Annotated in this window: 24 protein-coding genes and 1 pseudogene; 6 read left to right on the top strand and 19 right to left on the bottom strand. The window is 42.5% G+C overall.

Translation table 11 applies throughout. The annotated features are described in order from the left end of the window. Positions 1-47 precede the first annotated feature (47 nt). The 5 genes and pseudogenes from ACROAE_RS03330 to rimI form a co-directional block, all read left to right on the top strand. A pseudogene (locus ACROAE_RS03330) lies at positions 48-247 on the top strand (IS4 family transposase); the annotation flags it as partial. 520 nt (positions 248-767) lie between these two features. Then, positions 768-1,007, top strand: coding sequence for a thioredoxin family protein (locus ACROAE_RS03325; protein WP_432399487.1), 240 nt, complete (start codon positions 768-770; stop codon positions 1,005-1,007). Between the two features lie 673 nt (positions 1,008-1,680). Then, positions 1,681-2,676, top strand: coding sequence for a permease (locus ACROAE_RS03320; RefSeq protein ID WP_432399512.1), 996 nt, complete (start codon positions 1,681-1,683; stop codon positions 2,674-2,676). Positions 2,677-2,782: 106 nt separating this feature from the next. After that, the gene (locus ACROAE_RS03315) at positions 2,783-3,154 is read left to right on the top strand and encodes a hypothetical protein (protein ID WP_432399486.1); all 372 of its coding nucleotides are present in this window, start codon (positions 2,783-2,785) and stop codon (positions 3,152-3,154) included. After that, positions 3,141-3,596, top strand: a complete 456-nt coding sequence (gene rimI / locus ACROAE_RS03310) for a ribosomal protein S18-alanine N-acetyltransferase (RefSeq protein ID WP_432399485.1) — start codon at positions 3,141-3,143, stop codon at positions 3,594-3,596. Before ACROAE_RS03315 ends, rimI begins: the two co-directional genes overlap by 14 nt. 110 nt (positions 3,597-3,706) lie before the next feature. On the opposite strand, the gene lipA is transcribed toward rimI, so the two are convergent. The 14 genes from lipA to leuS form a co-directional block, all read right to left on the bottom strand. Continuing rightward, entirely contained in the window at positions 3,707-4,672 is a 966-nt protein-coding gene (lipA, locus tag ACROAE_RS03305; protein WP_432399484.1) for a lipoyl synthase, read from the bottom strand. Next, the gene (gene lipB / locus ACROAE_RS03300; RefSeq protein ID WP_432399483.1) at positions 4,672-5,322 is read right to left on the bottom strand and encodes a lipoyl(octanoyl) transferase LipB; all 651 of its coding nucleotides are present in this window, start codon (positions 5,320-5,322) and stop codon (positions 4,672-4,674) included. The genes lipA and lipB overlap by 1 nt, the downstream gene beginning before the upstream one ends. 84 nt (positions 5,323-5,406) lie before the next feature. After that, on the bottom strand, positions 5,407-5,673 hold the full coding sequence (ybeD, locus tag ACROAE_RS03295; RefSeq protein ID WP_160054041.1) for a DUF493 family protein YbeD: 267 nt from the start codon (positions 5,671-5,673) through the stop codon (positions 5,407-5,409). Positions 5,674-5,810: 137 nt separating this feature from the next. Then, entirely contained in the window at positions 5,811-7,022 is a 1,212-nt protein-coding gene (locus ACROAE_RS03290; protein ID WP_432399482.1) for a serine hydrolase, read from the bottom strand. 129 nt (positions 7,023-7,151) lie between these two features. Then, positions 7,152-7,970 (bottom strand): septal ring lytic transglycosylase RlpA family protein, encoded by an 819-nt coding sequence (locus ACROAE_RS03285; RefSeq protein ID WP_432399481.1) that lies wholly within the window; start codon positions 7,968-7,970, stop codon positions 7,152-7,154. A gap of 10 nt (positions 7,971-7,980) precedes the next feature. After that, positions 7,981-8,976, bottom strand: coding sequence for a lytic murein transglycosylase B (gene mltB / locus ACROAE_RS03280; protein ID WP_432399480.1), 996 nt, complete (start codon positions 8,974-8,976; stop codon positions 7,981-7,983). A gap of 14 nt (positions 8,977-8,990) precedes the next feature. Beyond that, positions 8,991-10,112, bottom strand: a complete 1,122-nt coding sequence (rodA, locus tag ACROAE_RS03275; protein ID WP_432399479.1) for a rod shape-determining protein RodA — start codon at positions 10,110-10,112, stop codon at positions 8,991-8,993. Further along, a complete protein-coding gene (gene mrdA, locus ACROAE_RS03270; protein WP_432399478.1) occupies positions 10,094-11,950 on the bottom strand; it encodes a penicillin-binding protein 2 in 1,857 nt (618 codons plus the stop codon). The genes rodA and mrdA overlap by 19 nt, the downstream gene beginning before the upstream one ends. Positions 11,951-12,078: 128 nt before the next feature. Then, positions 12,079-12,549, bottom strand: a complete 471-nt coding sequence (gene rlmH / locus ACROAE_RS03265) for a 23S rRNA (pseudouridine(1915)-N(3))-methyltransferase RlmH (RefSeq protein ID WP_432384832.1) — start codon at positions 12,547-12,549, stop codon at positions 12,079-12,081. Next, entirely contained in the window at positions 12,549-12,878 is a 330-nt protein-coding gene (rsfS, locus tag ACROAE_RS03260) for a ribosome silencing factor (RefSeq protein WP_188955967.1), read from the bottom strand. Before rsfS ends, rlmH begins: the two co-directional genes overlap by 1 nt. A gap of 101 nt (positions 12,879-12,979) precedes the next feature. Beyond that, positions 12,980-13,615: a nicotinate-nucleotide adenylyltransferase gene (nadD, locus tag ACROAE_RS03255; RefSeq protein ID WP_432399477.1), complete on the bottom strand. Its 636-nt coding sequence runs from the start codon at positions 13,613-13,615 to the stop codon at positions 12,980-12,982. A 39-nt stretch (positions 13,616-13,654) separates the two neighbouring features. Then, a complete protein-coding gene (holA, locus tag ACROAE_RS03250; RefSeq protein WP_432399476.1) occupies positions 13,655-14,689 on the bottom strand; it encodes a DNA polymerase III subunit delta in 1,035 nt (344 codons plus the stop codon). Next, positions 14,689-15,183 (bottom strand): LPS assembly lipoprotein LptE, encoded by a 495-nt coding sequence (gene lptE, locus ACROAE_RS03245; RefSeq protein ID WP_432399475.1) that lies wholly within the window; start codon positions 15,181-15,183, stop codon positions 14,689-14,691. The genes holA and lptE overlap by 1 nt, the downstream gene beginning before the upstream one ends. 140 nt (positions 15,184-15,323) lie before the next feature. Beyond that, entirely contained in the window at positions 15,324-17,915 is a 2,592-nt protein-coding gene (gene leuS, locus ACROAE_RS03240; protein ID WP_432399474.1) for a leucine--tRNA ligase, read from the bottom strand. A 120-nt stretch (positions 17,916-18,035) separates the two neighbouring features. Here leuS and ACROAE_RS03235 point away from each other — a divergent pair, with 120 nt between their 5' ends. Further along, complete coding sequence (locus tag ACROAE_RS03235) at positions 18,036-18,536, top strand: zinc ribbon-containing protein (RefSeq protein ID WP_432399473.1); 501 nt, start codon at positions 18,036-18,038, stop codon at positions 18,534-18,536. Positions 18,537-18,551: 15 nt separating this feature from the next. Here ACROAE_RS03235 and ACROAE_RS03230 read toward each other — a convergent pair whose 3' ends face one another. The 5 genes from ACROAE_RS03230 to ACROAE_RS03210 all read right to left on the bottom strand — a co-directional run bounded on the left by ACROAE_RS03230 (position 18,552) and on the right by ACROAE_RS03210 (position 23,020). Continuing rightward, a complete protein-coding gene (locus tag ACROAE_RS03230) occupies positions 18,552-18,842 on the bottom strand; it encodes a DUF6482 family protein (RefSeq protein ID WP_432399472.1) in 291 nt (96 codons plus the stop codon). Positions 18,843-18,997: 155 nt separating this feature from the next. Further along, complete coding sequence (lnt, locus tag ACROAE_RS03225; protein ID WP_432399471.1) at positions 18,998-20,560, bottom strand: apolipoprotein N-acyltransferase; 1,563 nt, start codon at positions 20,558-20,560, stop codon at positions 18,998-19,000. A 3-nt stretch (positions 20,561-20,563) separates the two neighbouring features. Then, on the bottom strand, positions 20,564-21,442 hold the full coding sequence (gene corC / locus ACROAE_RS03220) for a CNNM family magnesium/cobalt transport protein CorC (RefSeq protein ID WP_432399470.1): 879 nt from the start codon (positions 21,440-21,442) through the stop codon (positions 20,564-20,566). 46 nt (positions 21,443-21,488) lie between these two features. Beyond that, positions 21,489-21,959, bottom strand: coding sequence for an rRNA maturation RNase YbeY (gene ybeY / locus ACROAE_RS03215; protein ID WP_432399469.1), 471 nt, complete (start codon positions 21,957-21,959; stop codon positions 21,489-21,491). Then, on the bottom strand, positions 21,956-23,020 hold the full coding sequence (locus ACROAE_RS03210) for a PhoH family protein (protein WP_432399468.1): 1,065 nt from the start codon (positions 23,018-23,020) through the stop codon (positions 21,956-21,958). Before ACROAE_RS03210 ends, ybeY begins: the two co-directional genes overlap by 4 nt. Positions 23,021-23,255: the final 235 nt, after the last annotated feature.

The following is a 23,255-nucleotide window of genomic DNA, read 5'->3' as shown; positions in this document are numbered from 1 at the left end:
CTTCAATACTTTTTGTGTACGGCTTGGATTGCTAAACGTTGATCTTAGCTCTTTATATAATCAATAAGCTCACGCATATACCGTTATATGCGCCAGGAAATGTTCCTAAACGCATTTTAGATATAGAGAGGAATGCAATGCAGTTTAAGCTGGAGGGTAAACGAGAAAGAAGTTATCCGAGATGCTTAAACTCAGTAAAAATGGTTATCCGATCGCAAAAAGAAAAAATGCCGCTCACCTTAAGTGAACTGCATTACCCTATGATGAGTTTTTTGGGGTAGTAATTACCGGAGTAAAAGCAAGCAAAGCTGTGGTCATATCATAGATAAAGCTAAGCTAGAATTACCAAATAAAGCGGTTACTTAATTGGTTTTAAGAGATAGCCTTCGAGTATGTTGCATGGCTATTGTGTTTTGAGCCTACAAGGTCTGCCTATGACCATCTTTTTTAGTGGCTATTAAATTCAGAATTTAATCGGTCGCAATTCACCTATATCCTAATGTGTTGATCCCCTTGTCGATTAGACTTAAGCATAACTGTATTTTGCCGCTATTTTAGTGAGTTTACTCTCTATATCTACCCCATTGCCCTTAAACATAGGAGCTTACTGTGGCCCTTGATAACCCTTTACAATACTAGGGTACATTGAGGACTGTTGAATAACTAAATTTAGTAACTGATCACATTAATAGACTGATTTTTGGCTTACTTTTGGTGAGATTATAAAATCGATAATGAGATTTTTTCTTAATCATAGGAGCGGTAAGATGGAAATCAAAATACTTGGTACGGGTTGCACTAAGTGTCAAAAACTCACTGATGCAGCAACTGAAGCTGCAAAGTCATTAAATGTTGATTTTAACGTGTCAAAAGTCACTGATATCGCGCAAATAATGAATTATGGCGTGATGTCTACTCCGGCTCTTGTGGTCGATGACAAGGTTCTATTAAGTGGTCGACTCGCTACCGTTGATGAAATAACTACTTTATTACAAGCGCATGTTTAGCTTTAATTATTTGAATTTCCTTAATTTAAGTCGTTAACCATATTTGACATGGGCACTATATATTCGATTTAGTGCCTCTGTAACAATTAGGCAGGTAAATGAACTGTGATTGTGGCAAACAATACAGGTAGTGACATAACTATGCCGACCTTTAAATAATAGCTCCAGATAATGTTTAAGTTTTTGTGGCAAAATATGCAGCCATCACAAGGCGGCTAAGCTTCCAATTGGTTTGATTTCTTGGGCAAATCGCTGCCTATAATGTTCGCGTAAATCATCGCTTCTTTAATAACTCAAGCTACTTTATTGCCATCAATTGATAAAGTGCCAATTGATACCATAGGCATGTTATTCATGCTTGACGATAACAATGCGACTCAAAAAGCCTGCAGCCATAGTAGCAACCCCGATTCTCTGTTCTGCGTATATATTCGACAAGTAATTAGTTAAGTCTGCATTATGCAGATCGGAAACCACTAAATACATTCCAAGCAAAAAAGCTATTATTTGTCATGCTGCTCCCCGTATTAATTTTTAGTATCAATAATGTTTCAAAAATACGATCTATGACATATGAAATTTCATATGTAAGGCATATAGTATTTTTACCTAATTTCTTCAATGCATAAGCGTGTTGAATACATCTTGCTTACTCTTTTAAGGCGGTCCAATGATGTTGCAAATTTTTTCTGATTTAGCAACGTGGCTCACTTACGGGATATTGAACTTAGATCCCAATACTAAGCTTGCTGACGCGATTCATTTCTTTATTGAAGATACCACTAAGATTTTTGCACTGCTTGTGCTGATGATTTACGTCATCGCTCTGGTTCGAGCCTCACTGAATGTTGAACGAGTGAGGGATTACTTAGCCGGTAAAAATCGATTCGTTGGTTATTTTATGGGGTCTGTTTTTGGTGCCGTCACCCCATTTTGCTCATGTTCGAGTATTCCGGTCTTTCTCGGCTTTACCTCTGCGGGGATCCCCGTTGGCATCACCATGGCATTTCTTATTACCTCGCCATTAATTAACGAAGTGGCTATTTTGCTACTCGTCAGTCTTCTCGGTTGGAAGTTTACGGTTATTTATGTGGTTGTTGGTATGTCGGTTGGCATACTGGCTGGGGCATTTTTAGATGCGATTCATGCAGAACGTTGGCTGCAATCTTTTGCCGCTAAGGCGCTTGAAAAAGGTCAGGCACAAGCTAATCAGACTAATAGCGACATAACGCAATCAGCTATGACGTTTGCTCAGCGTCATCAATTTGCTAAAGATGAGACCTTAGATATATTTGGCCGAGTGTGGAAGTGGGTCATTATTGGGGTTGGACTTGGCGCAGCCTTGCACGGTTTTGTTCCTGATGGTTGGATTGAAAACCATTTAGGCAATGGTCAATGGTGGTCAGTACCTGCTGCTGTATTGATTGGTATACCTTTATACTCTAATGCCACAGGGGTTATCCCCGTTATGGAGAGCTTGATTATGAATGGCTTGCCCATTGGTACAACATTAGCTTTTTGTATGGCAACGGTTGCAGCAAGCTTTCCTGAGTTCATTTTACTTAAGCAAGTCATGCAATGGCGATTACTGATCATCGTGTTTAGTATTTTATTGATTTCATTTACCTTAATTGGATGGATATTTAATTTTATCAGCCCGATGTTGTGATCATTTTAAACATTACATGGGCTGATTGCGTGTGATGCGTCTCTTTTTACCGACGCGCTTAGCTGCTATGCTTGGCAGTGAATTAAATTCTAGCAATGAGAGCCTAATGGACCAATCAGCTTTTTTAGATGCGATGAACATTACTCGCTGGCGCAGTGCTGATAAGCCTAGTAAACCTTATCTTGTGCTGCATGATCTTGATGCCGATCTTAGCAACCTCACGCTAATGGTTGATGTATTGCGGTTATTGGGCGTAGAGATTGATCTGTGTGAGTTTGACTGTGAAATGGTCAAAGGTCCTCAAGTGGTTTGGGACATGCGTAAAGTTAAAGTTAGGCCGAGAGTGGCGTGGATTGTCAGTGCGCCGTTAAGCGACTTACCTGTAAACCCGCAAGAGAAGCGCCAACTTTGGCTTCAAATCAGCCAGCATCTTGATAAGCAACAAACAGATAAGGGTGAGCGTAATGCACAACACTGAAGCTTATATTCTTTCTGTGCTTAGTCTTGAAGATGTTACAGCAATGGCAAACATTGAAAAGCAATCTCATACTCATCCGTGGACAGAAGCAGGCCTAGCAGACTGTTTTAGCCCCTTATATCGTGCGGTTGGGGTCATGCAGCAAGGTGAACTGCTGGGGTTTGCGATTGTGCAGCAAATTATCGATGAAGCGACTTTGCTTGATATTTGTGTTGCGCCAGCTTATCAAGGCCAGGGGTTAGGATTATTACTGATTAGGCACATTTTGAGCGAAGCGAAACAAGCCCAGGCTGTTGTGATGATGCTTGAGGTACGTGAGTCAAATACTTCTGCTAAAGGTTTGTACGAGAAAGTTGGTTTTAGTGAATCTGGTAGACGCAAAAACTATTACCAAACCAGTGATGGCAATGAAGATGCTATTTTGATGGATAAAGCTTTATAAGCTTTATGTAGCCTTACTATTGTCTTTTACTTGATATTGCAGATATAAAAAAACAGCGCTTGAGCGCTGTTTTTTATTGGTCAAAAAAGGTTATTTACCCAGATCTCGGGTTATTTAACTTCTTTACCCTGCGCTTGTAAGTCTGCATGGTAGCTTGAGCGAACCAAAGGTCCACAAGCTGCATGGGTAAATCCAATGCTGTCAGCCAGCGCTTTTAACTCATCAAATTCTGCAGGTGGCACGTAACGCTCAACTGGTAAGTGGAATTTAGATGGTTGTAAGTATTGGCCTAGCGTAAGCATTTCGACGTTATGCGCACGAAGATCATGTAATACTTGCGCTATTTCTTCGTTAGTTTCACCCAGACCCATCATTAAGCCCGACTTAGTCGGTACATTTGGATGACGCTCTTTAAAGCGTTTGAGTAAGTCTAATGACCACTGATAGTTAGCACCTGGACGTGCTTTACGATAATGCGCAGGCGCTGTCTCTAAATTGTGGTTAAACACATCTGGTGGCTCAGTCGCTAAGATATCTAACGCTGCGTCAATACGGCCGCGGAAATCAGGCACTAGAATTTCGATTTTGATTTCAGGGTTCAATAAGCGGATTTCACGGATACAATCAGCAAAATGTTGCGCGCCGCCATCACGTAAATCATCACGGTCTACTGAGGTGATAACCACATACTTAAGCTTCATATCTCTGATGGTTTCAGCTAACTTTACTGGCTCTTGTGCATCAGGCTTTAATGGACGGCCATGGGCAACGTCACAAAATGGACAACGACGGGTACAAATAGCGCCTAAAATCATAAAGGTCGCCGTACCGTGATTAAAGCATTCTGCTAAGTTAGGGCATGATGCTTCTTCACAAACAGAATGTAATCCATTTTTACGAAGTGCTGCTTTTATATCAAGAATACGTTGATTCGACGCCGGTAACTTTACACGTAACCAATCCGGTTTACGTAACATCGTTTCGCGCTCAGATGGCACGACTTTGACAGGAATTCGCGCGACTTTTTCAGCATCACGCAATTTAACACCTGGTTGTAATCTTTCAGGCCTATTCATTATTCTGCTAATCCTTGATGATGTACAAGTTGTTGATAGCCCATAATTTGGCTAAAGGTTTGGATTAATTTATCACCGGCAATTAGCACGGTTTGCGGTCCACCTAAGGCTTTACATTGCACCATTTCTAAACCGGCATAACCACACGGATTAATACGTTGAAACGGCGCTAAATCCATGTCGACATTGAGTGCTAAACCATGGAATGAACAACCTTTACGAATACGCAGCCCTAAAGAAGCGACTTTTCTTTCGTTTACATACACGCCAGGTGCATCGGCTTTAGCATAAGCTTCGATATTGTATTGGCCCAGCATATTAACAATACTTTGCTCAATATTGTTAACCAATTGGCGCACGCCTATTTTATTACGTTTGATATCAATAAGTGGATATACCACTAACTGGCCTGGACCGTGATAGGTGACTTGGCCGCCACGATCTACCTGAATAACGGGGATGTCGCCTGGGTTAAGGATATGCTCGCTTTTACCTGCTTGGCCTTGGGTGAATACTGGCGAGTGCTCAACAATCCATAATTCATCCTGGCTGTTTGAGTCTCGAGTGTCAGTATATTCCTGCATAGCATGCCAAATCGACTCGTAGTCTTGCATGCCTAAATGGCGAACGTGCAGTGTATTTGCTTGCAAGGGCAACGTCTCCCCTAGGTAAATGGTGTGATTAATTCCTGAGTATTATACTCAAGTTTTACGCAAATGCTGACTCTATTTGAGTTACAGTACGCGTTTTACACCGTCAATGGCGGCAAGATCGATATACGCTTTTTCGATGTGTTCTTTACTGGTGACGGTAATACGGATTGTGACCGAATAGTAACTGCCTTTGCTTGATGCTTTTACTGTTGGTACATAATCACCAGGTGCAAGTTGTTGTGCTACTGCGACAACGCGGTCAGCAAGTGTGTCATCGGCATCACCAATCACTTTGAATGGACATGAATTAGGAAATTCCATTACTTGGTCAAAAGTTGTATCTAACATTGGCTACTCAATTGGGTTGGCTATGACTTAAATATGGTGGCGATTATACCCGATTCAAGTCTTATCGACCTGAAAAAATTAAAGTCGCAAAAATGCGACTTTAATTTGTTGATTCAACGGTGGTTTACAAAACCGACTTATTCGAACCAGCCAGCAAACATTTGCTTAAAATAATCCATTAGCTTACTAAACCAGCTGCCTTCTTCAACAGCGTTTAATGTCACTAGCGGGTATTGAGCAATATCCTGACCATCAAGTTGGAAATATACTCGGCCTACAGTTTCACCTTTAGCGAGTGGCGCCGTTAACTCTTTGGTTAATTCAAAGTTAGCTTGTAAATCTTTCGCTTTACCACGGTTGATGGTGATTGGCGTGTCAGTCATTACACCTAAATCAACGGTTGCTCTGTCACCATACCAAATATTTTGAGTAACAAAAGTGTCACCAGCTTTGTAAGGGGTAATCGTTTCAAAAAAGCGGAAACCGTAGTTAAGCAGTTTTTTACTTTCCGCTTTACGTGCAGACTCGCTTGCCGTGCCCATTACGACCGTAATTAAACGCATACCTTCGCTAGTACCAGATGATACGAGGTTATAACCTGCGCCAGAGGTGTGTCCGGTTTTAATCCCGTCAACATTTAAGCTTTTATCCCACAATAAGCCGTTACGGTTGTACTGTTTAATACCGTTGTAAGTAAACGATTTTTCAGAATATACACGGTACTCTTCTGGTACATCACGAATAAGTGCTGCGCCTAATAACGCCATGTCGTAAGCGGTAGTTTTATGATTGTCTGAATCTAAACCATGTGAGTTTTCAAAATAACTGTCTTTCATGCCCAATTGCTTGGCCCATGAGTTCATTAAGTCAACAAATGCACCTTCGGTACCTGCGATGTGTTCGGCCATCGCCACACACGCATCGTTGCCAGATTGAATAATAATACCGCGGTTTAAGTCGTGTACTTTGACCGTTTTACCCACTTCAATAAACATCTTAGATGAGTCTGGGAAGTTTTTTGACCAGGCATTTTTGGTGATGATGACATCGTCATCTAATGAAATATTACCTTCACGAACTTCATGACCAATCACATAACTTGTCATCATTTTGGTCAAGCTGGCTGGGTTTAAGCTTTCGTAAGCATTTTCTTCTGCGATAACTCGGCCAGAATTATAATCCATTAACACATAAGCTTTAGCCGCAACGCTTGGCGCATCTGGGGTTACCATCGGAGCGCGATTCGGTGTTGGACGTGGATCTGGTTGCGGGGTAGCAGCAAGAGAAGAAAAAGACACTACTGATGCAAAAAGCATTGAAGTGAGTTGAGCGGTCTTAAAAGTCATCATGAATTAGGCACGTCTCTGGTTAGTCGAAGAAAAGACAAAAAATCAATTTTAATAATTGTTAATGATTATACATGAGTAGACAACCATTTCGCATTAAGGTTCTTTCATTCTCGATGAATCATCACCTTGTTAAGGCACAATAAAGCTTTGCGGATAACCTTCAGCTTGCAATTTATCGAGCAACTTATTGGTTAAATGAATTTGCTTAACTGGCCCAAGTTGTAATCGGTGAATACCATTCGATGAGCTTACTCGTGAGGACACTGAATATTTATTTTCAAGTTGTCTTGCAAGCATGTTCACGCGTAATTTGTCTTTTGAGGCGGCGACTTGAATAAAATGGTTGTCGTTATCTTTTAAATCACTGATGACTCGTTGCTCAGGCGATGGCACATAAACGGTTTCGATTGCTACTCGCGCAGTCCCTTTTGCCAGCATGCCTAGGTGGTAAGCACCAGCGTATGATAAGTCGATAACACGGCCGTCATGAAATGGGCCTCTATCGTTCACTCGAACAATAATTTGCTTATTGTTGTCTAAATTAGTGACTTTAACATAGCTCGGTAATGGTAAGTTTTTGTGCGCAGCAGACATGGTGTACATGTCATATGTTTCACCATTTGACGTTAAATGGCCATGAAACTTTGAACCATACCAAGAGGCATGGCCTTGCTCTTTAAAGCCTTTACCCGTATCGAGTACCTTATAACTTTTGCCTAACACGGTGTAATCGCGATTACCTTGGCGGCTGTATGGTTCATATTTAGGTTGGGCATTTTTAACCAGGCTCACATCTGGCGCATCATCAGGGTAGCGATCGTCAGCCATTTGGTAACGACTTTTACTGCCTGCTTTTTTAGTTGGACTGCTGCCGTCATTGGATGAGCAGCTAAAAAGCAAGACGCTACAACACGCAGCGAACAAAATATGGCGAAAAGATATTTGCATGTTGATTTACCTAGCGTTGATAGTGAGCATTAAGCTGCTGGCTAAATTGATAAACCGCCATGGCATAAAGTGGACTTCTGTTATATCGGGTAATGACATAAAAGTTTTTAAGTCCTAGCCAATATTCCGCATTGTCTGGCTGATCTAACTTTACTAATAATGCTTTTTGCGATGCATCAATATCTTGATTATTCGCTAAGCTTAGACTTGGGCTGAGAATGTCTGACACCTTATAGTGGAGCTTTTCTTTGGTCCAAACTTTAGCTTTAGGTGCTTGGTTTGAGGTGTGGTTGAGCAACAACGCTACCGGTTGACCTTTTTGCCAGCCATGTTGATGGAAGTAATTTGCCACACTGCCAATGGCATCGGCTTTGCTGGTTAATAAATCTCTTCTGCCATCACCATCAAAATCGACAGCGTAATGACGATAGCTTGAAGGGATAAACTGACCGTACCCCATCGCTCCAGCATAAGAGCCTTTTAAGGTGCTGTTATCGAGCTTTTCCTCTTTAATGAGCGCCATTAAGTTAGCGTATTCACTACGGAAAAATGTTGCGCGAGGTGGGTAATAAAAGCCTAAAGTGTATAACGCATCTTGTACACGGTGGTTGCCCATGTATCCGCCGTAAAAGGTTTCAATCCCAATAATGGCAACAATAATTTGTGGGTCTACGTTAAATTTCTCGGCAGCTTTACTGATCACCGCATGGTTTTCTTTCCAAAATGCTAAGCCTTTTTCTAAACGCTTATCAGTAAGAAAAATAGGGTAATACTGATGCCAAGGTTTGGCTTCCCAAGGTTTTGTCATGGCGTCGATGATGCTTTGGTCAAATGTTGACGTCGCTAAAAACTGTTCAACATCTGCCTGACTGGCACCTTTACTGACTTGTTCTTTTACAAACGCGTTTTTGAGTGTTTGTGGATCATTATCTGTCGCTGCATTAGCATGTAAAAAAACACTGCAAAGCAATGTTAGGCTGGCGATTTGTACTGTGATTTTAGCCATCTTTACTGTAGTTCCTATCTGTCGACAAATCGTCTATGTGTTTGAATGCTCATTAAAATACCAAACCCAGTCATTAAGGTTAGCATGGAGGTTCCGCCATAACTAATCAGTGGGAGTGGTACGCCAACTACGGGCAGAATACCCGATACCATACCAATATTAACAAAAACGTATACAAAAAATGTCAAAGTAATGCTGCCCGCTAAAAGCCGTGCAAAGCTAGTTTGCGCTTGCGAGGCAATAATGAGCCCTCGACCAATCACAAATAAATACATTGAAAGTAAAAGTAAGCTACCAATTAAGCCAAACTCTTCACCAATCACTGCAAAGATAAAGTCAGTGTGGCGCTCTGGTAAGAACTCTAATTGTGACTGAGTTCCATTAAGCCAACCTTTACCCCAAATACCGCCAGAGCCAATACCAATTTTTGATTGAATAATATGATAACCCGCGCCGAGCGGATCTTGCTCTGGATTAAACAAGGTTAATACCCGAGTACGTTGGTAGTCGTGCATTAAGAAAAACCACAACACTGGCAAAAACAATAACACTGCAGTCACAGCGCCACCGACAATGAGCCAACTCATTCCTGACATAAACAACACAAATACACCCGATGCAGCGACCAGAATAGAGGTGCCTAAGTCGGGCTGTTTAGCAATAAGTAAGGTGGGAATTAGTAATATCACCACGCCGCCAGCAAGGTAGCGCTTTTTAGGCGGTAATGGGAATTTACTGATGTACCAGGCCATCGTGATTGGGAAGGCCAATTTGATCAGTTCTGATGGCTGAAACTCCATAAACCCTAGGTTTAACCATCGTTGTGCTCCTTTGTTAATGGTGCCAAATAACTCGACTCCCACTAATAGCACTACCCCCGCCAAATAAATCGGTAACGCCCAACGTCTCAATATTTCAGGGTTAATTTGTGCAAAACAAAACATAACTCCAAGCGATAAGGTCATACGCACTAATTGGCGTTCCATCATTGCTGGGTCTTCGCCACTGGCTGAATAAATCACAAATAAACCGAATAGCATGAGCACTAAAATGCCACTGAGTAGCGGCACATCTATGTGTATCTTTTGCCAAAATGACTGTTGGTGTGGATGATTATTCAAGGTTTGATGGCCCATTCGTCACGTAAAATATACTCATCGAGTAATGCCCTTGCTAATGGGCCTGCGTTTGCGCCACCCCACCCAGCATTTTCTAATACCACGGCTAATACAATGCGTGGGTTTTCGTAGGGAGCATAAGCAATAATCAATGCGTTATCGCGTAGGTGTTCTGCGATGGTATCGGCATTGTACTTTTGGTCTTTGGCGACACTGAATACCTGAGCGGTACCGGTTTTCATTGCTGCGGTGTAAGTGGCATCTGTAAAACGCGATTTGTCTGCGGTTTGACGCATTGCTTCATTGATGATGTCCCAATTGCGCTCGTTTTTAAGTTTAATTGGTGCTTGCTCATCAATGGGGGTGTCAATTTTTACGGTATTGTTTTTAAAAGATTTTAACAAGTGTGGCGTAAAACGTTTACCTTTATTGGCCATGATCGCTGCCGCGTTAGCTAATTGCAGTGGTGTTGATGTCCAATAACCTTGACCAATACCGACAGAAATCGTGTCGCCATTATACCAAGGCTGGTTATAACGCATGCGTTTCCAATCCCTTGACGGCATAACGCCGTCAGACTCTTCAAATATATCAATGCCGGTACTTTTACCAAAGCCAAACGGCTCCATAAAGGTGGCCATTTTATCAATACCGACTTTATAGACTAAGTCGTAAAAGAAAATATCACATGAATCGACGATGGCATGGTACACATCGACCCAACCATGACCCCATTTTTTCCAGTCGCGCCATTTACGCTCAACACCGGGCATTTGCCAGTAACCTGGATCCCATACTCTTGTGCGTTCGTTTATGATTTTCTCTTCTAACCCGAGCAAAGCCACATGCGGTTTAATGGTTGATGCAGGGGAATATTGTCCTTGGGTAGAGCGGTTAATCAATGGGCGCGATTTATCATTTAATAAGTCGGCATACGCTTTACTGCTAATGCCATGCACAAAAGGATTTGGGTCGTATGATGGGCTTGAAATCATCGCCAGTACACCGCCATCGCGAGGATCTATTGCCACAACAGAACCACGGCGTCCGGCGAGTAATTCCATGGCCTTTTGCTGTAGTTTTAAGTCTAAGGTTAAGTAAATATCTTGCCCAGGAAGTGGCGGGGTGACTTTTAAAGTGCGGATCACTCGGCCACGGTTATTGACCTCTTCTTCAAGGTGGCCTGGAATGCCATGGAGTAAACCTTCATAGTATTTTTCAATGCCTTGTTTACCAATATCTTTGGTGGCCGCGTAGTTTTTCCATTGCTGGCTTTTTTCAAGTTGCGCTTTATCGCGGGTGTTAATTTTACCTACGTATCCAAGGACATGAGTCATGAGTTCGTTGTAAGGATAGTGACGCTTTAAGCCTGCTTCAACGTAAATGCCAGGAAACTTATATTGGTTAACGCTGAAGGTTGCTACTTGCTCTTCAGTTAGTTTGTTTTTAATGGTTAACGGCTTGAATCGTCTATGAAACTTCAGTGTTTCGGTGATGTTTTCGCGTTCATCTGGTGTGAGTTCAATGAGTTTGTTGAGCTCATCTAACGTTACATTAATGTCTGATACTTTTTCAGGGATTAGTTCAAGCGAATAATACGGTTGGTTTTCAGCTAACAGCACACCATGACGGTCGTAAATGAGTCCGCGACTGGGAGCGGTAGGTACTACACGGATGCGGTTGTCATTTGAACGCGTTTCGTAGTCTTTATAAGACACAACTTGTAGATGATAAAGATTGGAAAAAAGCACACAAAGTAGTGCAAAAACGCAGAGGAATGTAAAGAAGGCACGACGTTTAAACAACGCAGCTTCTGCGGCGTGATCATGCATGGTAATGCGCTTTTTTGGCGACACTTATGCTTTCCCCGTCGTTATTAAATGGAAGGTTAAATAAAAAGAATCACTTTAGCAGCTGATGAATATGAAAAAAAGAGTTGCATGATAATCATTATCGATAAGCCTAATTAACGGTTCGACTAAGCTTATTCTCTGTGATACGGATGGTTGTTGTTTATGCTCCAAGCTCGATATAGGCTTTCAGCAACAATAACCCTGACCAAAGGATGCGGTAGGGTTAAGGCCGATAAACACCAGCTTTGGTTGGCCGCCTCTTTACAAGCAGGTGAGAGTCCTTCTGGGCCACCAATCAGTAAGCTGACATCTCTGCCATCTAATTGCCACTTTGTCATTTGCTCAGCGAGTTCGGGGGTTACCCAATTTTTGCCAGGTAAATCTAAGCTAACAATATGGTTACCTTTGGCTACCGCCGCTAGCATTAATTCGCCTTCTTTATGTAAAATTCGGGCGATATCTGCATTTTTTCCGCGTTTACCCGCAGGGATTTCGATAAGTTCCAAAGCCATATCTCTTGGAAAACGGCGTTGATATTCTTCGAAACCTCGGGTAACCCAGTCAGGCATTTTGGTGCCAACGGCAATAAGCTGTAACTTCATTAGGCGCTGTGTTCAGACCACAGTTTTTCAAGCTCGTAATAAGCTCGAGTTTGTTCTTGCATAACATGCAAAATAACTGAACCTAAATCAACCAGTACCCATTCGCTGCTGTCACGACCTTCAACACCAAGAGGCTGTTCGCCAGCGTCTTTAGCTGACACGACAACATGCTCTGCGATAGAACGAACGTGAGTTTTTGATGTACCAGTACAGATGATCATTGTGTCTGTAATGGTTGACTGTTTAGACACGTCTAAAACAGTAATGTTTTTTGCTTTTAAATCATCGATTTTATCGATAACGAAATCTTTTAGCTCGGTGCCTTGCACGCGATGTACCTCATTAGTAAAAATTAACGGAGTATTATACTCAAATTCACTGTGAATGCGCAATTAAGCTTATTTAATCCACGGTAAATTAATCTTTTGAGTTATCGATAAAGCTGGTGCTGTTCAATATAGTCGCGTGTCGATGGATGTAATACGGATTGGGTGTCGGCGTTTTGCTGTAATCGCTGGCGGATTTCTGTAGAGGAAATATCAATAAGCTGACTGTTTACACTGAATATTTTACCGTGTTTAGTCTGGTGTGATTGATTTGCATCGTTGATGGTAGCTTGTCTAAATAGCAGTTCCTTGGCCATTTCGCTGTGTGCGTCCATAGTCCATCCAGGGCGCTGACATAATGCAATGTGGCACAATGAAAACAGCGATTGCCATTGATGCCATAGCGGCAACTGGATAAATGAGTCCATTCCCATAATAAAAAAGAACTCATGTTGTGGGTATTGTTGGGTCAATAAGGTCAGGGTGGTGACACTATAGGAAGTGGTGTCTCGATTGATTTCGATATCGCATAATTGAAACTCAGGGTAATGCTGACACACGAGTTTGACCATTTCAAGGCGATGAAAGCTGCTGACCATAGTCGTATTTTTATGGGGTGGAATATGGTTTGGCATTAACCAGACTTGGTCTAAATTGAGTTGCTGTTTGACGTCTAAGGCTGGATTGATATGTCCTAGATGGATGGGGTCAAAAGTGCCGCCCAATATACCAATTCGCATGTGTAGTCCTTCCTTGTAGGTAAAACCAGTCGGTTAACTCTAATCAGTTAACTCGATGTGAGCCAATCTATTGTGGGCCCGTGGATCAAACAAAATGCAAAAATGGCTTAAGCCAATCCAATCTTCGATACCTTTTTGTTTCAGGTTTAACTCAAGTTTTGAGGCAAAAGCGAGCATGTGTTCGATATGGTCAAGGTCTAACCGTGTCAGTGCGGCTTGATACAGGGGTTTACGTTTATCCCAAATTCGATATTTGCCCCACAATTGATTCAATTGTTCGCCATTATGTTGGGCAAGTTTGAGTGTCAGCAGTAAATTAATCTCTTTAAATAATGCCCACATCAAAATAGGCATAGCAGTCCCTTCAGCTTGTAACTGTGACAGCATGTGCTGGGCCTGTTTTTGATGGTTTACCAATATGGCATCACACAATTGAAACACGCTAAAACGAGATTGGTCTTCAAAATATTCGCTGAGTTGCTCTGGCGTAATATTTTGCTTCGGGCTAAGCAGTTGCAGCAATTGCATGGCTTGTTCAGCTGCGAGTAAATTACCCTCAAATAACGTAAACAACATGGCTTTGGCATCATGATGCACTGTGAGCTCATAATGGGTAATTCGTACGTCTAACCAACGCTCAAATTGTTTACCCTCAGGTGTGGTACACGGTAAATAGATACCTTTAGCGTCGAGCGATTTAAACCATTTGCTGTTGGTTTGTTCTGCACTGGCCTTAGGGCCTTGCACAATTAATAACATATCTGGATTAGGATGTTGTAACAGGGTTTGAAATGCCGCAGCTCCGTCGGTGCCGGGTTTACCTTGTGGCAGGGTTAATTCTATTATTCGCCTGCTAGCAAATAAACTCATGGCTTGCCATTCTTGGGTTAAATCTCCCCAATTGAAACTGGTCTCCTGGCTGAGCTGAACACGCTCTTCAAAACCTTGTTTTTTAGCTGCTGCTAAAATTTGCTGCTTACTATTTTCAATCAACCAAGGGTCATCGCCAAACAATAAAAAACAATTAGGTAAGTTTTTTAAGTGTTGTTTTAGTTGATCGGGGTACACCCGCATTATTGCGCTCCAATTGATGCCAGGGTTTGAATAATGTAGTCGGCTGCTTGCACTCGCATTTCTTTTAACAACAATTCCATTTCGCGACTTTTGGCCAATGCGGTACGTGGATCGTCTTGATAATCACGGCGGATTTCGGTGTCAAACTCTTGTGGTTCTTCTCCCGGTAGTGTAACCGAGTAATGGACGACATAAATGAGTTCGTATTCTGCCACGTTACCGGTTGGATACAGTGACAAGGTGGCACGTTCTAATGTGTCAGTAATTAATCGCAAGGTCGGCGTTTTTTCTGCGGCATCAACAAGGCTAATACGGTTGATACGTAATCGGTCGCGCACCAAGCGGGTTAATTCGCTGTACTCATCGCTACTACTTAAATGTAACTCGGCTAATTCTGCTGGAATAGAGTAACTGCGTTGCAGTTTAAAGCCACAACCGGCACTCGTCAGTAGTACCATTGTCATTATGGCTAAACAGATATTTTTGGCTAGCATAGTGAGGGGAGGCATCCTTGTATATTGACATGGTTAACATAAATAACTTACCGCTATAAGGTAAGTTATTTTACTGCTAATAATATTACAACCTGTGAGAGTTGCTCACTCTCACAGGGTATTGCTGTAGTGGTTAAGGATTAATTAGCCACAATGCTTAACAGTTTGCCTGGCACGTAAATCACTTTACGTATGCTTAAGCCTTCAGTGTGTTTTTGTACATGTTCGTCACTCATACCTAATGCTTCAACATCTTCTTTAGATGCGTCTGCCGCTACGGTTATTTTTGCACGTACCTTACCGTTAACTTGAACCACAATCAGTTTACTGTCTTCAACTAATGCAGACTCGTCAACTTCTGGCCAGCGGCTATCTTCGATGTTGCTTTGGTTCCCGAGTTCTTTCCACACGGTAAAGGCAATGTGCGGCACGATTGGGTAAAGTAAGCGTGTCACTGCAGAAAGCGCTTCTGCAAGTAAGGCGCGATCTTGTGCGCTTTCTTGTGGTGCTTTTAGCAAATGATTCATCAATTCCATTACAGAGGCAACGGCGGTGTTAAACATTTGACGACGCGCAATGTCATCGCTGACTTTCGCTATCGTTTTGTGTAGTTCACGACGAAGGGCTTTTTGATCAGCATTTAACTTGCTGGTATCAAGTGCTTCTGTTGGGCCAGCAGCAACATGGTCGCTTGCCAATTTCCAGAAACGCTTAATGAAGCGGTGTGCTCCTTCAACGCCAGACTCTTGCCACTCAAGTGTTAGCTCTGGAGGCGATGCAAACATCATGAATAAACGGACGGTGTCAGCACCGTACTTTTCGACCATCACTTGCGGGTCGATACCGTTATTTTTTGACTTTGACATCTTGCTCATGCCGGTGTAAACCAGCTCATTGCCTTGACTGTCTACGGCTTTAAGAATACGGCCTTTATCGTCTTTTTCTTCTACGGTCACTTCTAAAGGTGACACCCAAACTCGAGCACCTTTTTCGTTGGTATAGTAGTAGGCGTCTGCCAGTACCATGCCTTGAGTTAATAACTGTTTAGCCGGTTCGTTGCTGTTCACTAACCCTGCGTCACGTAATAACTTGTGGAAGAAGCGGAAATACAACAAATGCATACAGGCGTGTTCGATACCGCCAATATACTGATCTACAGGTAACCAGTAGTTCGCTTTAGCTGGGTCTAACATTTCATCTGCATGAGGGCTACAGTAACGCGCGTAGTACCAAGATGATTCCATAAAGGTATCAAAGGTATCTGTTTCACGGGTTGCTGGCTGACCGTTGACTGTGGTTTCGGCCCAAGCCTTGTCGGCTTTAATTGGACTTTGAATGCCATCCATTACCACATCTTCTGGCAGAATGACGGGTAATTGATCTTCAGGTGTAGGTACCACTGTGCCATCAGCAAGGGTAACCATTGGAATTGGTGCGCCCCAATAACGCTGACGAGAAACACCCCAGTCGCGTAAACGGTAGTTTACTTGACGTTTACCTTTGCCTTCTGCGGTTAATCTAGCATCAATGGCTTCAAAAGCCGCTTGAAAATCTAAACCGTCTAACTCTGAGAATGCATCGCCTGAATTAAACACAACACCTTTTTCGGTGAACGCTTCTTTGCTAACGTCTACGTCGCCATCTACTGGCTTAATGACCGCTTCAATAGCCAAGTTGTATTTAGTCGCAAATTCATAATCGCGTTGATCATGAGCAGGCACTGACATTACCGCACCCGTGCCGTAATTCATCAATACAAAGTTAGCGACCCAAATTGGCACAAGTTTACCCGAAATAGGGTGAACAGCTTGCAAGCCAGTTGCAACGCCTTTTTTCTCCATTGAGGCCATCGCAGCTTCAGTGGTGTCAGCGTTTTTACATTCTTCTAAAAACTCAGCTAATTGCGGATTGTTTTCAGCAGCTTGTATGGCAAGTGGATGACCTGCTGCAATGGCAACATAAGTCACGCCCATTAATGTATCTGGACGGGTGGTATAGATATCAAAGCTGTCGTCACGGTCAGCAACGGCAAAGGTCATTTCGATACCTTCACTGCGGCCAATCCAGTTACGTTGCATCGCTTTAACCTGTTCAGGCCAGCCATCTAACGTATCGATGTCGTTTAGCAATTCTTCAGCGTAGTCAGTGATTTTAATAAACCACTGTGGAATTTCTTTTTGTACCACTTCTGTGTCACAACGCCAGCAACAGCCGTCTTGTACTTGCTCATTCGCCAGTACCGTTTCGTCGTTTGGACACCAGTTTACAGATGAGGTTTTTTTGTAAACTAAGCCTTTTGCATACAACTGAGTGAAAAACCACTGTTCCCAACGATAATACTCAGGCGTACAGGTGGCAATTTCACGGCTCCAATCATAACCAAAACCTAATAACTTAAGTTGGTTCTTCATGTAGTCGATGTTTTCGTAAGTCCACGGTGCTGGAGAGGTCTTGTTATTGATCGCGGCATTTTCAGCTGGCAGACCAAATGAGTCCCAACCAATCGGTTGCAAAACATTTTTACCTTGCAAACGTTGATATCGTGCTACAACATCACCTATGGTGTAGTTACGAACGTGGCCCATGTGAAGACGGCCTGAAGGATACGGAAACATAGAAAGACAATAGAATTTCTCTTTGCTTTCATCTTCAGTGACTTCAAAGGTTTTATGTTCTTGCCAGTGCTTTTGCACTAAGGCTTCAATTTCTGAGGGATTATATTGTTCTTGCATCAATCTATTTCCGGCCATGCCGCCCATTGTTTGATCTAACGCTCAACAGCGCGATTTATAACTGCATAGAATAAACCAGAAGTGATCTATTAAAAAGGTGCGTATTAAGGAGTATTACTTATGAGTGGAAAAAGTTCAGCACTATTAGCCTTATATCAATCATTATTCGAACAGGTTAAAACCAAGTTCGATCAAGATAACTCATTGACTGCTAAAAGTTTGTTTAAGTCAGTCACTCAAGGAAAAGCATATCTAAAACTAAAATCAAATGCCGATGAAGAAGAGTTAGCCTTAGTAGAAGAATTTTTAAAGCGAGACATAGCAGAGTTCTTAAGTGAGAAAAATGCCGATAATTTAAGTTTTAGCCCGATGGTGATCGGGATTGAAAATACATTATGGCAATGGCTCAGTGAAATTACAGACCGTAGCCAAGTGGAGTGGCATGAGTTATTACAAGATTTTAAGCATCATGGTGTATACAAATCAGGGGAAATCATTAACCAAGGTAAGTTGACATGCAATAAGTGTGGTCACGAAATGCAAATCGATTTTCCTGGTGTTATCCCCGATTGCCCTAAATGTGATTATGATGAGTTTTCACGTGAACCACTGACACCATAATCATCCATTGTTAGCTTAAAACTCGACTCGGTAACGGCAATGTTGTGTGCTGCTGTTACCGATCATTTCATCATACGCCGTTTGGATTTGTATCATGGCGTAATGTATCCCTTGCTGTTTAAGCAACACTTCCGCTTGTGCAATTGAATTAAGACTCATTAATTGACCTGTTTTATCACGAGCACTTTTAAAGTTACCTTGCTCATCTTCTATTCCAAGTAAGTAATGATTTGAATCGGCATAACTGATAATGGTTGGATGAAGCGTTTGCTGAGTGATGGCTAGCTTGATTTCAGACAGTTGCATAGTAACCTCCATTTGTTGTGTAAGAATTATTACGATGTCTAGATAAATATAGTTCAATATTTAACCGGTAATTAACAGGGCGGCTAAATTTAAGATAAAAAAATAGGCTACCTCAATGAGATAACCTATTTATCGTAGATGTTCATTTATGCAGATTATTTACGAAGATAATTTGCCACACCCATAAATAACAATAAGCCGCATAAAATGAGCAAAGGTAATTGGCCTATTTTTCTAAACCAGGTTTCACCTTTGTAAAGCGCAACATTAGCAACCAGCACGCCTGTTTCAAATTGCGGTATCGCATCGGTAATACGGCCATGGGGGTCAACGACAGCGGTGACGCCATTATTAGTACCACGTAATAAAGGTTTACCCATTTCGATAGCACGCATCTGGGCGATTTCCATGTGCTGTAATGGCCCGTTAGATGCGCCAAACCAGGCATCGTTTGAAACCGTTAATAACATGTCTGTTTGATTGGTCACGCTTGCTCTTACTTGCTCAGGAAAGACAATTTCGTAGCAAATGGCTGGGGCAATTTGATATCCCACCGCGGTAAGGTTTTTTTGAGTGTAGTCACCCCGTTGAAACGATGACATCGGTAAATTAAAAAACGGTGCGATGGGGCGAAGTAAGTCACCAAAAGGTACAAATTCACCAATAGGCAGTAAATGATGTTTTTTAAACTCATTTGTGCCATTACTCTGGTAATCAGCACTCGGTTGCTGCTTTTGATTGTGGTTACCCAATACAATTAGCGAGTTATAAAAATCTTGTTGCTGGTGGCTAATAATACCGGTAATGATGGCCGTGTTATTGATGTTGGCGACTTGGTTGGCATTAGCCAAAAAGTCTTCAACCATGGCTTCTGGTGCAGGAATTGCCGCCTCTGGCCAAATGACAATATCAACGCTTGATGTCTCATCAAACTGGGCGCGAGTGAGATCCATGTATTTCAACATTGTTGGCCACAGCGCATCGGGTTCCCATTTCATGCTTTGGGGAATGTTACCTTGCACTAAGGCAACTTTGACGGATTTACCGCTTGGCGCTATAGGGTTTAACTGTGGTGCAGCCCACGCGCTTAACACTAGAATGGGGATAATAATTAATACAGGCAATATACGCTTTTGCGTGAGTAACATTAATGCACCCGCGACGAGGGCAACAATAAAACTTAGCCCGAGAGCACCAATAAAGCTGGCCAGTTCGCTCAATGGCCCAAGCGTTTGGCTGTAACCTGCCCATATCCACGGAAACCCAGTTAATACCCAGCCTCTTAGCCACTCAGTTAATACCCATAATGCAGGGAACAAGCCTAAATAGGTTAAATATGGGGATAACGCGTGTTTACGTGTTTTAGATAATTTATTGAGCAAATACCCACAAACAGCAGGATAAATGGCTAAATAAAGTGCCAAAATGGCCATCAATGTCATGGAGACTACAATCGGCATGCCGCCAAAGGTATCAATACTGACATGTACCCAACTGATGCCCACGACAAAACAACCAAAACCAAAACTAAGCCAGTAATACAGGCTTTGTTTCGCATTTAAAGATTGGCTTTGCCATAGTGCAAAAGTCAGTGCGAGTGGGAATGCGGCCCATATTTCGTAAGGCGCAAAAGATAATGCAGTGCTGGCGCCAGCAATAAATGCTGTCACCAGACTGACAATACTCAAAGATGAGTATATAAATTGATTTTTAAACACGATTTAGTTGTCGAATTCTTCGCTGGTATTTGGGTCGGGTAGCTTAACACGAAGTTGCACTAAACGGCGGTTATCTGCGTTGATGACTTTGAATTCGATATTGTTGATAACAATACTTTCATTACGCTCAGGTAAATGGCCGAAAGCGTGTGAGACTAAACCACCCACGGTGTCGAACTCTTCATCGCTAAAGTTAGTGCCGCACGCTTCGTTAAAATCATCAATTTCGGTTAACGCTTTAACCATAAACACGGTGTTACTGAGCTTTTTGATTTCGGTGTCTTCAACTGAATTGTGGTCAAATTCGTCTTCAATTTCGCCGACGATTTCTTCCAAAATATCTTCAATGGTGACAAGACCTGATACGCCGCCGTATTCATCAACCACTATGGCCATATGATAACGTTGTGAACGAAACTCTTTGAGTAATACATCAACACGCTTACTTTCTGGTACCACCACTGCAGGGCGGATAACTTGAGAAAGTGTGAAAGGTTCGTCAGATTGCTTAAAACCGTATTTGATTAAATCTTTGGCAAGTAAAATGCCTTCGATATGGTCTTTATCTTCGTTGACGACAGGGAAGCGAGAATGACCAGATTCCATGACTATTTGTAGAAATTCATCGACGGTCGAATCTATTTGAATGGTTACTATTTGTGACCGCGGGATCATGATGTCGCGCACACGCAGGTCGGAAACCTCTAATACACCTTTAATCATTTCGCGGGTGTCTTCGGTTATCAGGTCGCGCATTTCAGCGCCTGCAATGACGTCGACTAAGTCTTCGCGATTTTGAGGTTCGCCCTGAAATAATTGGTTGATTTTATCGAACCAGCTTCTCTTGTGGGCGTTTGTACTCGGGGGGATATCGTCACTCATAATATTTTTCTAAACAGGGGCTATCTATCAGATATGCCACGTTTATTTATGCTTCCTTATAGGGATCTGAAAAACCTAAGCCTTCAACAAGTTGGGTCTCTAATGACTCCATCTCATCGGCTTCCTCGTCGATAATATGGTCATAGCCCAGCAAATGCAAGCAGCCGTGTATGACCATGTGCGCCCAGTGGGCATTTAAGGGTTTATTTTGCTCGCTTGCTTCTTGCTCGACAACCGCAGCACAAATCACTAAATCACCTAAAAGTGGGAGTTCGACTTCTGGTGGCGCTTCAAATGGAAACGACAATACGTTAGTGGGTTTGTCTTTGCCGCGATAAGTCTTGTTAAGCTGTTGGCTTTCGGCAATCTCAACCACTCGAATAGTGAGTTCAACTTCATCCATGGTTTGGCCAATAGCAGTGCGAACCCAGATTTCAAACTCTGCTTGAGTTGGAATCGCTGCGTTGTCGACGGCAATTTGCAGGTCAAGATCTAACAATATGGCTTGTTGGTTCATTGCCCTGGTTCCTGTTTTTCTTGTTGTTGACGTTTTTGCTCGCGCTCACGATAAGCTTGCTCTTTTGCTGCTTTTTCGATTTGCTCTTGTTGCTCGAATGCTTCATAAGCTTCAACGATACGAGCCACCACTGGGTGACGCACAACATCCTGGGCGACAAAGAAATTAAAGCTGATTTCAGGCACTTCACTCAAGACTTCAATGGCATGACGCAAACCCGATTTTTGGCTGCGGGGTAAATCGATTTGAGTAATGTCACCGGTAATGACTGCGCGTGAATTAAAACCTATACGGGTTAAGAACATTTTCATTTGTTCTACCGTGGTGTTTTGTGCTTCATCTAAAATGATAAACGCATCATTAAGTGTACGGCCACGCATGTAGGCGAGTGGTGCAACTTCAATCACGCCGCGTTCAATGAGTTTTTCGACCTTTTCAAAGCCCATCATTTCAAACAGAGCATCATAAAGTGGACGTAAATATGGGTCGACTTTTTGGCTTAAGTCGCCAGGTAAAAAGCCAAGTTTTTCACCGGCTTCAACCGCAGGGCGTGTCAGTAAAATACGGCGCACTTCTTGGCGTTCATAAGCATCTACTGCGGCGGCAACGGCTAAATAGGTTTTACCCGTACCGGCAGGGCCAATACCAAAGCTGATGTCGTGGCGAGTAATGTTATGCATGTACACGCTTTGATTAGGCGTGCGCGGCTTAATGACGCCACGCTTCGTTTTAATGTGTACGCTGCTGTCATCGTTGTCTTGCGCAGCTTCAAGATTAATGGCTTCTTGAATGGCTAAATGCACGACTTCTGGCTCTAAGTCAGGTGTGCTGCCCTTAACGGTTTGAGTTTCGATATACAGTTGGCGTAATAAATTATTAGCATTTAGCGCGTTACGCGGTAACCCGACAATAGTGAAGTGATTATTTTTATGAATAATCTCAACGCCTAAGCGGCGTTCAAGTTGTTTGATATTGTCGTCAAATGGGCCACATAATGAGGCTAAACGGCGGGTATCTGAAGGTTCTAGATACAAGTTCATGGTCGTGACTTTAGTGGTCAAATAATGCTCCAGTGTTTAGTCGGTAACAACAAAAAATAAAGAGACGGTGTGATGATCACAGTTTACGAGTGTCTTTATTGAATTACCATAATATGACGAATTTTAGGCAAAATTAAAGGCGGACTAGCCGCCTTTATTATAGTGCTGAAACCTGGGGCCTGTTGATCTTTCAAGGTTGCTTTTGCAGCGAATTGTTGGCCATTACTCACATATACAACCGCGCGGCAGAGACTTT

The sequence above is a fragment of the Shewanella sp. MF05960 genome, from assembly GCF_050849305.1.
GTDB lineage: Bacteria > Pseudomonadota > Gammaproteobacteria > Enterobacterales > Shewanellaceae > Shewanella.
Note: the sequence above shows the minus strand (reverse complement) of the source record. Positions and strands in the feature narration are given on the sequence as shown.